10 protein-coding genes are annotated in these 12,129 nt (G+C 62.6%); 1 reads left to right on the plus strand and 9 read right to left on the minus strand.

What is annotated here, in order from left to right; all coding sequences use genetic code 11:
* Window positions 1–40 precede the first annotated feature (40 nt).
* From I2G40_RS02145 to I2G40_RS02155, 3 genes are all read right to left on the minus strand, one after another.
* Complete coding sequence (locus tag I2G40_RS02145) at window positions 41–529, minus strand: S-ribosylhomocysteine lyase (protein ID WP_195544045.1); 489 nt, start codon at window positions 527–529, stop codon at window positions 41–43.
* 103 nt (window positions 530–632) lie between these two features.
* On the minus strand, window positions 633–1,607 hold the full coding sequence (locus tag I2G40_RS02150; RefSeq protein WP_022094391.1) for a nucleoside hydrolase: 975 nt from the start codon (window positions 1,605–1,607) through the stop codon (window positions 633–635).
* Window positions 1,608–1,637: 30 nt separating this feature from the next.
* Entirely contained in the window at window positions 1,638–2,600 is a 963-nt protein-coding gene (locus I2G40_RS02155) for a ribokinase (protein ID WP_161144657.1), read from the minus strand.
* A 186-nt stretch (window positions 2,601–2,786) separates the two neighbouring features.
* Here I2G40_RS02155 and I2G40_RS02160 point away from each other — a divergent pair, with 186 nt between their 5' ends.
* Window positions 2,787–5,003 (plus strand): acyltransferase family protein, encoded by a 2,217-nt coding sequence (locus tag I2G40_RS02160; protein WP_195544046.1) that lies wholly within the window; start codon window positions 2,787–2,789, stop codon window positions 5,001–5,003.
* Between the two features lie 110 nt (window positions 5,004–5,113).
* Here I2G40_RS02160 and I2G40_RS02165 read toward each other — a convergent pair whose 3' ends face one another.
* The 6 genes from I2G40_RS02165 to I2G40_RS09575 form a co-directional block, all read right to left on the minus strand.
* A complete protein-coding gene (locus I2G40_RS02165; RefSeq protein WP_195544103.1) occupies window positions 5,114–6,310 on the minus strand; it encodes an Nramp family divalent metal transporter in 1,197 nt (398 codons plus the stop codon).
* Window positions 6,311–6,384: 74 nt separating this feature from the next.
* Window positions 6,385–8,229 (minus strand): magnesium transporter, encoded by a 1,845-nt coding sequence (locus I2G40_RS02170; protein WP_117758587.1) that lies wholly within the window; start codon window positions 8,227–8,229, stop codon window positions 6,385–6,387.
* A 317-nt stretch (window positions 8,230–8,546) separates the two neighbouring features.
* On the minus strand, window positions 8,547–9,953 hold the full coding sequence (locus tag I2G40_RS02175; RefSeq protein ID WP_229090613.1) for a polysaccharide deacetylase family protein: 1,407 nt from the start codon (window positions 9,951–9,953) through the stop codon (window positions 8,547–8,549).
* 72 nt (window positions 9,954–10,025) lie between these two features.
* On the minus strand, window positions 10,026–10,781 hold the full coding sequence (locus tag I2G40_RS02180; RefSeq protein WP_195544047.1) for a PRC-barrel domain containing protein: 756 nt from the start codon (window positions 10,779–10,781) through the stop codon (window positions 10,026–10,028).
* On the minus strand, window positions 10,781–11,170 hold the full coding sequence (locus tag I2G40_RS02185; protein ID WP_118080297.1) for a YtxH domain-containing protein: 390 nt from the start codon (window positions 11,168–11,170) through the stop codon (window positions 10,781–10,783). The genes I2G40_RS02180 and I2G40_RS02185 overlap by 1 nt, the downstream gene beginning before the upstream one ends.
* Window positions 11,171–11,306: 136 nt before the next feature.
* The gene (locus I2G40_RS09575) at window positions 11,307–12,116 is read right to left on the minus strand and encodes a cyanophycin synthetase family protein (protein WP_229090614.1); all 810 of its coding nucleotides are present in this window, start codon (window positions 12,114–12,116) and stop codon (window positions 11,307–11,309) included.
* Window positions 12,117–12,129 lie beyond the last annotated feature (13 nt).

Genomic DNA, 12,129 nt, shown 5'->3' on the forward strand with positions numbered 1-12,129 from the left:
GCGAAGGCGCCCAATGCGCGCGTTTTGGGCGATAAAGCCCTTACGCCTGCTGATAGTGCAGGTGCTTCTCGTCGATATCGGCCAGGTCGCGGTCGAGGTAGCGGCGCGCAAGCCAGTTGGCCATGGGGAGGTTCTGGTCCAGGTAGTTACCGCATTCCTCGGGAGCGGCACCGGGGACATCGCCCTCAAAGTCGGCGACAAACTCAAACAGCTCGCGGACGAGCGGCAAGATCTTCTCGCTCGTCAGCTCGCCAAAGACAACCAGGTAAAAGCCCGTGCGGCAGCCCATGGGGCCAAAGTAGACAATGCGGCTCGACCACTCGGCATGATTGCGAAGGAACGTCGCGCCCAGGTGCTCGATGGTGTGGCACTCGGCCGTGTTCATGACCGGCTCCTTGTTGGGCGTGGTCAGGCGCAGGTCAAACGTGGTGACGGCGACGCCGGTCGCCGGATCGCGGTCGATGCGGCTCACATACACGCCGGGCTCAAGCAGCAGATGGTCAACGGAAAAGCTCGCGATGCGCTCCATGGCAGATCCTCTCGATAGTCAAATTGGGACGGGGCTCTTTTAGCTGGTTCGAATGGTCGCACCAATCATACCAGTCAAAAAAGCCCCGTCCCAAAAAGACAACTTAGCCCAGAACGCGGGCCATGCGCGCCTTGAACTCGGACAGGAAGCGCGGGGCGTCGACGGTCAGCGCCACGAGTGCGCTCTTGTCGGGGTCGGACAGACGGCGCTCATCGCAGATGGTGCGACCGCGGTACTCGCCCAGCAGATCAACACGCAGGTTGCAGCCGAGCGCGCCCACGAGCGTGGGATCAATCGCCACGGCAACCGCCAGCGGATCGTGCAGCGCGCAGCCACCCAGGTAGGGGGCGTTCATCTCGTACGAGCCAATGTAGTGCTCCACCATACTCGCAAATGCGCAGCCCGCCATGGTGCCCGAGCCCGTCCAGCCGGCAATGTCGCGGCGTGTGAGCACCACGCGATGCGTCACGTCCAGACCCACCATGGTGAGCTTACGGCCCGAGCGCAGCACCGCGTCGGCTGCCTCGGGGTCGCTCGCCATGTTGGCCTCGGCGCCCGCGCTCACGTTACCGGGCACGGTAAGGGCGCCGCCCATCACGACCACACGGCCGATGGACATCATCGCCGCCGCATCGCGCTCCAGGGCGAGCGCCAGGTTGGAGAGCGGGCCAGTCGCTACGTAGACCAGATCGGGACCATAGGTGCGCGCGGCATCGATCAGATAATCGACCGCGGCGTTGCCGTCGGCCGAGGTCGCCCCCACCGGCTCGTAGGGCGACGCGGGCACGCTCGCGCCGCCGATGCCGTTCTTGCCGTGAATGAGCGCGGTGGACGCCGGCGGCGTATAGGGCTCAGTCGCCTGCAGAGGACGGTCGGCACCCAGGTACACCGGAACCTCGGGGCGACCCAGCAGATCGAGCACCGCCAGGCAGTTGTGCGCCGATTGCTCGACGCGCACGTTGCCAAAGCACGTGGTGATGCCCACGAGCTCCACCTCGGGGCTCGCGATGGCATAGGCCAGCGCCATCGCATCGTCAACACCCATATCCAGATCAAGGATCAGCTTCTTGATTGCCATTGTTCTACTCCGCTTCTCCGTCTTTATCGTTTAACCAAACCAATGTTCAACTTCGGCGCGCGTGGGAATCGATTGCTGAGCGCCCAGGCGCGACACCGTCACTGCCGAGGCGCGAGCACCCGCGGCCATGCACTCAAAGAGCGGCAAGCCCTCTAGGCGAGCCGCCGCCAACGCGCCGATAAACGTATCGCCGGCGGCCGTGGTATCGACTACCGTACTCGAAAGTGCCGGCATGCGCAGCAGCTCACCGCCATCGCCGAGCGTAACCGAGCCGGCACCGCCCAACGTGATGACCGCAGCTCCGGCACCCTTGTCGAGCAGCGCATTGAGCGCGGTGACGCAACTCGCGTCATCCGTGGGCAGAATGCCCGTCAGCACCTGGCACTCGGTCTCGTTGGGGCAGACCAAGTCGACCGCAGGCCAGACCTCCGCAGGCAGCTCGCAGGCGGGCGCTGGATTAAAGACCGTATAGAACCCCAGCTCGTGAGCGCAAACAAGCGCCTCGGCCGTCGCTGCAAGGTCACATTCGCCCTGGGCGATAAAGACGCTTCCGGCAGCCGGGGCAATCTCGCTGGCGTCGCCGTCGAGCTCATGAGCCACCAGACGCCTCAGCGCGCAGGCAACGTCCGCGCCCGCAAGCGCATGGTTGGCGCCCGGTGACAGTACGATGCGGTTGTCGCCCTCGCAGCGAATGATGGTCGCCGTTCCCGTCTCCACGTCATCGCGATGCACTACAAAGTCACAGTCCACGCCGGCGTCTTGGAGCCCCACCACGAGCGACGCGCCGAACGCGTCGCGACCGACCGCGCCGATCATGTGCGTGCACGCGCCCATACGCGCGGCAGCTACGGCCTGATTGGCGCCCTTGCCGCCGGCGTTGGTGATAAACCCGCTGCCGCCGACGGTCTCGCCCGCGCGCGGTATGCGCTCGCACGCCACCGAAAGGTCCATGTTCATGCTGCCGAACACCGCAACGATGCCGCGATCTGCCATGGAAACCTCCTCATCTGCGGGCTTTGCACCCACCGTCGACCGTCGATTGCGCGCCTTCGCACCTCTATAACTTTAGTTCACTTTGATGTGAACGCACCCTTGAGGTTGCGCCAGCAGCAAGCATTCACAGGAGCAGGCAGCTACAATGAATACGTGCTGATTATTCTCGTCATTGGATGATGTTTTATGGAACAATTCTCGCAATCGGGCTCGCGCGGTCGACGCCGCACGGGCAACGAGCCGGCGCCGCACGAACGCGTGAAGAGCGAACGCCGTGCCAACGAGCCGCGACGCACCACGAGCCCCCATCGCGCTTCTGCCAACAACGCGGGCCGCGCCAACACTCCCGCCGCGGAGCAGACGCCTGCTCGCCCCAAGTCCCGCTACATCCCTGCCCTTGACGGCCTGCGCACGCTTGCCGTCGTCGCGGTGGTGCTCTATCACCTCAACCTCACGTGGGCGCAGGGCGGTCTGCTCGGCGTCACGATCTTCTTTGTGCTTTCGGGCTATCTGATCACACGCCTGCTACTCAACGAAGTCGCTAAGACCGGCCGTATCGACCTCAAGAGCTTCTGGATCCGCCGCATCCGTCGCCTGGTCCCCGCCGTGGTGACCGTCGTGGTGGTGACCTGTGCGCTGTGCACCGTCTTCAACCACGTGATGCTCACCAAGATGCGCCCCGATATCCTGCCGTCGCTGCTGTTCTTCAACAACTGGTGGCAGATTGCCCAAAACGTCTCGTACTTCAACGCCCTGGGCGATCCCTCGCCGCTTACGCACTTTTGGTCGCTCGCCATCGAGGAACAGTTCTACCTGGTTTGGCCCCCGCTGCTGCTCGCTATGGTATCCATGCACATGAGCAAGCCCAACACGCGCCGCGTGGTTCTGGGCCTTGCCGCGGTATCTGCCCTTGCCATGATGGTGCTTTACAACCCTGCCGCCGACCCCAGCCGCGTGTACTACGGCACCGACACCCGCGTGTTCTCGCTGCTGCTGGGTGCCTGGATGGCCTTTATCCCCGATCGCGACCTGGCGCCGGTGCGTCTCGCTCGTCGTTTGGGGCTCAATCGCCTGGCCGGCGCCGCCAAGCACGGCAAGAACGCCGAGGGCAAGCCTGGCGAGAAGGCCGACGAATCAGCCGAGACCGGCCCGGCACAGCCGAGCGCCCTCGTGCGCTTTTGGTCCTCGCCCGCATCCATCGATGTGTTGGGCCTCGTGGGTCTGGTTGGCCTTGCCGCCATGGTCGCGCTCACCAACGGCTACACCGCGTTCCAGTATCGCGGAGGCACGCTGCTGTGCTCGATCCTCACACTCATGGTCATCGCGGCCTGCGTGCAGCCCCAGGGAATGGTTGCCCGCGCGCTGTCCGCCGAGCCGCTCGTATGGGTTGGCAAGCGCTCGTACAGCATCTACCTGTGGCACTATCCCCTGCTGTTGCTCATGAACCCGGTCGCCAACATCAACGATACACCGTGGTGGCAGTACATTTTGCAGGTGCTGTTGGTGGTCGCCGTGGCCGAATGCTCATATCGCTTTATCGAGACGCCGTTTAGGAAGGGCGCCTTTGGGCGCACCGTTGCCGAATTCCGCGATGGCACCACCACGCCCGCCAACTGGGCACGCACGCACGTCCCCGTCTGCGCAGCCTGCGCTGTCGTATTGGTCGTTGCACTGGGCGGCCTGATCTTTGTGCCCGAGACGTCTGCGCTGAGCGGCGAGGGCGCCGAAGTCCTCAACAAGGAAGCCAAGAACACCGCGCCCACCGACCAGCAGGCGGCCGACGACACCGACAAGGACAACGACGGCTTCCCCGATGGCTCCTACGATCTGCTTATGATCGGCGACTCCGTGTCGCTGCGTGCCGTAGACACCTTTGACGGTGTGTTCTCGCACAGCCATATCGATGCCGAAAAGGGCCGCCAGTTTGATGCGGGCCGCGCGACATTTGAGGGCTATATCCAGCAGAACCTTGCCGGCAAGATCGTGGTCTTTGCACTGGGCACCAACGGCTTGGTAACCGACGACCAGATCGACGCCATCATGGACGATGCAGGAGATAAGCGTATTGTGGTGTTTGTGAACACGCGCAGCCCGCAGCCGTGGGTTGGCTCTACCAACCAGGCCATCGCTAACGCCGCTACGCGCTACAAGAACGTGCGCGTTATCGACTGGTACGGATACAGCGCCAACCGCAACGACCTGTTCGATGGCGATGGCACGCACCTATCGACCACTGGCGTGACTGAGTACCTCAACTTGATCCACGATGCCGTCAAGAAGGACCTGCCCGTGCATCCCGAGGATCACGTCAACGATCCGCAGCCGGCAGCCGTCAAGTCTGCCACCGACGCACTCGTCAATGCGCTTGCCTTCAAGCCGCACAAGCTGGGCACCGACAAATAGCCCGCAGCAAACAACCCAAAATCACTCTTTTCGAGCCGGCCCCAAGAGGTCGCGGGCAAAAAACAGGCCGCAGTCCATCGCTGCGGCCTGTTCGGAAGCAAAAGTGGGCGTTAAGCGCTGTAGCCCATCGCTTGCAGGACAAACATGACGACCGTGAGCGCCGTAATCACGCCGATAGTCGCCCAAGTGAGCACGTTCCACACGCGGCCGTTGCGGTTGGCGCCCATAATGTGACGGTCGGCGGCGATAACCACCTGGAACACCAGAACCACGGGCAGTAGCACGCCATTGATGACCTGCGAGGTCATCATAATCTGGAACAGATCGACGCCGGGCATAAGCACCAGCACGGCAGAGATACCGATGATGGCCGTAATGATGCCGCGATAGACCGGGGCCTCGTCCCAGCTGCGGTCGGCACCGCGCTCCCAGCCAAATGCCTCGCAGATAGCGCTCGACGTAACGCCCGGCAGCACGCAGGCAGCCAAGAAGCTCGCCGCGACCAGGCCCGAGGCAAACAGTACCGTGGACCACTGACCCGCAATAGGCTCCAGCGCGCGGGCAGCATCGGCAGCATCGCTAATCTGAATGCCCGCCGGGAACAACACCGTACCGGTCGTGATGATAATAAAGCCGGCAATGACATCGGCAGCAAGCGAGCCGCTCACGGTATCGATGCGCTGCAGCACGATATCGTCCTCGCCCGCGTTCTTATCGACCACGTTGTTCTGCGCCAAGAAAATCATCCACGGCGCGATGGTGGTACCGATCGTCGCGACCACGAGCGACACGTAGCTGGGGTCATTTTGAATGTTAGGCACGACCAGGTCGACCGCGACCTCACCCCAGTTGGGGCCAGCCATAAACGCGGCGACAATATAGGTCACGAACACGCAGCTCACCAGCAGCAGAATCTTCTCGATGCGCTGGAAACTACCCGACATGGTAAGCATCCACACCAGCAGCGCCACCAACGGCACCGAAATGCTCGCCGGCACGCCAAAGAGAGCAAGGCCGCTGGCGATGCCCGCAAACTCCGAAATGGTAACAGCCGTGTTGGCGATCAACAGCGCCGCCATAGCAAGTACACTCTTGCGCACGCCAAAGCGCTCACGAATGAGCGATGCCAGGCCCTTGCCCGTGACGCAGCCGCAGCGTGCCGCGGTCTCCTGCGTCACGATGAGCAGCACAGTCATGACGGGAAGCATCCAGAGCATCTTGTAGCCATAGCTGGCGCCCGCGCTGGAATACGTTGCAATGCCGCCGGCGTCATTGCCCGAAAGCGCCGCCAGCAGACCGGGACCCATAGCGCCAAAGATGGCCGCGATGGTCAACTTTTGCTTGGTGCCCGACTTTTGCTTGGTATTTTGCACGCGACCACCTAACCCATGACCGACATGGTGAGCAGCACCGCAGCGGCGCAGTACGCTACGCACGAGATCATGACGGCAATAACGTTCATGGCGGTGCCCGACGTGTTGAGGTCATGCTCGTCACGCCAGAACAGCACCATCAGGTAAATCACGGCGCTCATGTTGCCAACCAGGCAAATGATGGCAGCGATATTAAAGCACCCGGTAAAGAGTTGCTCCTCAAACATGGGCGCATCGGGGAACGCGGCAGTGCGCACCAGCTGCGCGCACAGGTAAGTAACAAGCGAAAGGATCAGGCCCATACCCGTGCTCTGGAAGAAGAATCCCAGGTACGGTTTGGGCTCGTCGTCGTGACCGTCGTACTCGAGGAAGTAGTTCTTGACGAACGACACCATGCGCGAGGCCGCCAGCAGCACGAGCGGCATGGCGCACATGGGGAACACCACCAGATGCGCGGAGCCCAGCGCCGTCCCCAGCACCGTCGCCATAATGCACGAGGCGATGCCCCACACGACGACCCAGTACTGACGATGCACGAACCAGCTGAGCACGTTCGTCGAGTCGTCCGACGCGCTATCGCCCGAGCCGACACCGGCGATCTGCAGGTCCTCCTGATGCTCCTCGGCGATAACGTCCATGGCGTCGTCGAAGGTCACGATACCCAGGATATGACGGTTCTCGTCGCAGACAGGGATGGCAACCAGGTCGTACTTGGTCATCTCGTCCGTCACGTCTTCCTGGTCCTCGTCGGGCGACACATAGACCAGGTCGCGATAGGCCAGCTGACCCAGCGTGGCGTCGCGGTCGGCTACGATCAGCGTGCGCAGCGAAAGCACGCCGGTCAGCATGCCGCTCGGATCCTCGGTATAGACGTAGTAGACGCTCTCGAAGTCCTCATCGAGTTTGCGAATCGCCTCGATGGCATCGCCGACCGTCGCCGTGGCGGGCAGCGAGACAAACTCCGAGGTCATGATGCGGCCGGCGGTGTTGTCCTCATAGCCCAGCAGGTTACGAATCGCCTTCTCCTCCTTGACGCCCATCAGGCGCAGGAGCTTCTCGGCCTTCTCGTAATCGAGCTCGTCGATCAGGTCGGCGGCGTCGTCCGGGTCCATCATGGCCAGCATCGACGATGCGTCCGTGTCGGACAGACCCTCGAGCATCTCGGTCATAAGCTCGTCGTCATCGAACTCCGAGATGGCCTCGGCGGCCTGGGCAGTATCGAGCTGTGCAAACACCTGCGCACGCAGGCGCGGGTCGAGCTGCTCGATAATGTCGGCGATGTCGGCAGGGTGCAGCTCGCCGAGCGTCTTGTGCGACACCGAGAGTTGAATGTTCTTGGTCGAGCGGTCGAGCAGGTCCATGTAGGACCAAGCGATGATGTCCTCACTGAGTGGCTTGCCCAGGTGCTTCATAAAGCCTTCGACGATATGCTCGAGCGCGGGGCTGATGGCGCGTAGCAGACCGCGAGCACCGACCTCGGCGCCCAGCAGGCGCAGCTGGTTTTCGCCCGACATGGAAAACTTGATGTCGTTTACGCGCACGACCTTCATGCCCTGCGTGTCGACAATCTGCTTGTTGAGCACGTCGCGGGCAAGCAAGAGTTCGGTCGGCTGCAGGTACGAAAAACGGATTTCGGTGGCCGACGTCTTAAGGTGTACACCCGTCTCGTCGATACGGTCGACCCATTTGCGCCAGCTGATCATAAACGGCGTCTTGCCGGGTCCGCGGAACGCGAGCGACGTCACGTGCGGAAAAACTTCGCCGGTAGCAATGCCAAAATCGTTGACCACGCCGAGCTTTTCGCCATCGACGTCCAAGACCGGCAATTTGAGCATCTCACTCAGATAATTCAATGGTGCTCCCCATCATTATTCCTCCGAACGCGGCCGCATGTGCGACGTCCGGGGGCTTCTGGATATGTATACGCATGCGCGGGCGGCACGCCGCTCGACGCTTACACCCCGTGCATGCGCAAAAAGCACCTGCATGGGGTCATCGACTGTATGGTCGAGGTTTGGATTTCACCTGTAACCTTTCTCTTGACCCTCATTAACCGCAGTAACTATAGCATCAGCATCGCCCTGCGGCATCGAATTTATGCGCTGCACATTGCAGGCATACCAAACGCTGACGTATCCGTGACATAGCCATTGGGGACGTTCTTAAGCGACTAGTCTGTGGTGTCGTCATCTTCGGCGAGCTGGGGGAACACGGCATTTTTGGGCATGGTGACCTTCGTCAGCGAGGTGAGCTTTTTGCTCAGCGATGTATCCGTCTTGACCAGATCGCTCAATGTCACGATTTTGTAGCCGTCGGCAATAAGCCCGTCGATAATCTGCGGCAGCGCCTCGAGCGTCTGCTCGGCACATTCATCGTTATCGGTCAGCAGCACAATGTTGCCCGGCGTCACCGAATCGAGCACCGTCGAGACCTGTTCGTCGGCACCGTTGAGCAGCCAGTCGCCCGAATCGATATTCCACGAGACCACGGCAGACACCAGGTCCATCGCATCGATCCAGTTTTGCTCGTCAAAGGCTGCGTAGGGAGCACGCAATAGCATCGTCGACGTTCCGGTCGCGGACTTGATCGCCTCGGTGCCCTTCGAAACCTGCTCGCGCACTGCATCGCGGTCCTTGCCCTTGAGCGATTCGTCGCTGTAACTGTTGGAGCCGACCTCGCAGCCGGCATCGACAATCGCCTTGGCCGTGGCAGGCGAGGCCTCGGCCGCATCGCCCGACAGAAAGAACGTTGCGGTGACGCCCTTTTCCTTGAGCACCTGCAAGATCTGCTTGGTCGCTCCGCTCGGGCCCTCATCAAACGTCAGCGCCACGTACTTTTCGTTGCCCTTGGGCGCCACGCTCGCGCACTCGACCACGCAATCGGTGGCGGGCACGACCTCGCCGCGGTCCTGCGTCTTACCCGATTGCTCGCCGACCCACACCTCGGAGCGACCCTGGATACCCCACGTCTTAACGTACTCGATGGCACCCGTGCCCTCGACCTTGAGCTTGGGCTCGATAACCGTCGCCTGGACCTCGTGCTTCTCGTACATGTCACGGCCGTCTTTGACCGTCACCTTCTCGCCGCCCGTAAGCTCGCGGCTTTTCCACTTGCCCTGTTTTATGCGCTTGCCGTCCACTTTTACCGACAGCTTTTCGCCGCCATGGCGAGTAAGCACGCTGTCGTCAACGGCCAGCAAGTCCCCGGCGTCGTAGGTATCGGTCAGCTCCTGGTCGTCGATGAGATTTTGCAGCGTAGATCCGACGCGCACCGCAGTCTCCTGGCCGTTGAGGACGACATCCACGCTGCGGTTGAGGTAGCCCACGACGGCAGCGATAAACAGCACGAGTGCGCAGCCCACGGCGATGAGCGCATAGGGCAGGCGAGACGGACGGCGGGGCGTGCGGCCGCTGCCGATGCGAGCGCTTCGGTCGCTAAAGCCGCGGCTATGGTTGAGATACATCGCACCGGGCTTACGGTGACGCTTGCGCTGACCGCTGGGCAACTGCCCCAGATCGCGGCGCGCCGTCGGACGCGCGCCCGAGCGTCCGTTTAAGTTAGATCCGTTTTGGCGCATGTGCCCTCCCCCATAAACACAGCGAGCCGGAGCAACATGTCTCCGGCTCGCCTCCCATCATTTGGTACGTCGCTATTTGCTAGCTTTTGACGAGCCCCCGCTCGCCTTTTGATATTCGTCCTTAAAGGCCTTGAACATACCGCGCGTCTTGCCGAGCTGCTTGCCCAGCGCGCGACTGCCCTTGTCCACGGCGACCGAACCCTTGTCATCGAGCACCTTGGCGCCCTTCTTGACCTTATCGCCCACCACGACGCTTGCCTCGGCAGCCTTTGCGGCGGCGCCGCCCGAATACCCGAGCGACTTGACCTCGTCCGAGACAATCATCGCGCCGTTCTCGTAGCCGCGCAGCATCGTCGGCGGCACCTGCGTGTCGCCCACCAGCATGCTCGATGCGGCGCTGGCGGTCACATAGAATGTCTGCACGATACCCGAACGCGGTTTGAACTCCACATCCGAGCAATAGCCCACGGCATCGCCCGACTCCGTGCGCACGTCCATGCCAACCCAGATAATGCAATCGTCCAGGTTGATGTCGAGGCGCTTGGCCGCAGCGGCATCGTAGGTGCCCTTGACGTCGTCAACTGCGATGGCGCCCTCGTAGACGCCAATGGCATCGAGCGCCACAAAGCGGTCGGGGCGCTCGATCATACCCGCGATATCGGACTGGCGAACCATAAAGCCCACCACGCGCGTACCGCCCGGGGTAAAGACCGGAAAGTGAATCTTGCCGAGCTTTTTAGGGCTGCGCGGCGTGCCGTCCTTTTTGGTGCGCTTATCCTCGGTAGGCTTGCGATAGATTTTAGCACCGACAAAATCCCCGGCGCGCATTATGCCTCGGTCGAAGGCTCCGCGGCCTCGGCGTCAGCCTCGACGGCGTTCTCGACCACGACATCGGCGGCGGGCGTCACGTTGCCGCCCGAGATGGCGTCGTTGAGCTGCTCTCGCAGCTGGTCCATGCGCTCGCGGGCAAGGTCAACCTTGGCACGCAGGTCATCGGTCTTGGCATCGACCATCGGGCCAAAATCGTTGACCGCAGCGCGGGCCTCCTCGGCACCGTGCTCGTAGGTGTCGCGCATGTTATCCCAGGCGTCGTTTGCGATATCGGCAGCCATGGCGCGGGTCTCGGCGCCCGAGCGCGGAGCCAGGGCGACACCGATAATGGCGCCGGCGGCGGCACCGAAGAGCGCACCCGAGATAAAGTTGAAAGTCTTACCCATGTTCATTCCTCTCCTGCGGGCACCTCGGCGCCCACCGTTTGAATGCTGTCCATTATACCCGCAGCACAGCGCTTGCCGTCTTGCTCATCTGCGTACGGTAAAGGCGCAGGTACATGATGGTGATAAGCGGGTGAGCCTACTCCTGCGGCATGGCAGGCATGGCCACCGTGGCGGCCGGGTCCTCGCCGGCGCCGTCAACGAGCGGCAGCGCTCCCTCGCGCGCAGGGGCAACCGGAGCCGTCGCCGCACCACCGTAGACGGCAGCGGGGGCCTCATGGCTCTCGGCGGTCGCGCCCTCGGTATCGATTACTTCCTGCGGCTCGTCGTCAAAGCTCGGGACGCCCTGGGGCTCCGCGGGCTCGGCCTCGACGGCCTCCTCGGCAGGCGCCTCGCCCTCGTTCGCGTCCCCGGCCTCGCCCTCGGCATTCGCGGCGGCGACGGCCTCGTGCGGGTCCTTGCCCTCGGCCTCGGCGCGCATGCCCAGCACCAGGTTGCGCAATCCCGCAACCGTACCGTCCACATCGGGAGCGGGCTGGTCGGCATGCAGATAGGCCCAATCCATCATAAAGGTCGCCGAAGACAGCGCGCCGATGGCCAGCGCGTCGTCGGGACACGAAAGCTCGACCTCAAAGACACGCTCGTCGTGCTCGCTTACGCGGGTGCGGCCGCACGAAATGCTGCCGGCAAGCCCGGTCTCGTTCATGAGCTCGACCGTCACGTGCTCCAGCAGATGGCAAAGCTCGGTCTGGCCCATGCAGTCCTGGAATTCGCGACCGGAATCGCCCAGGCACAGATGCTTGGCAATCGCGGGTACCAGGTAGTACACGCGCGCCGTGGCCTCGATGTCCTCCGAGGTCATGAGCGGCATGCCGGGGTTCACCAGCACATGCGCGCAGATCTTGTCCTCGCTGACGGTGACCTTAAGGATGTTGAACAGGCCTGCCATAACTCTCCCCTAC

It is taken from the genome of Collinsella aerofaciens, assembly GCF_015558785.1.
Lineage (GTDB): Bacteria > Actinomycetota > Coriobacteriia > Coriobacteriales > Coriobacteriaceae > Collinsella > Collinsella aerofaciens_P.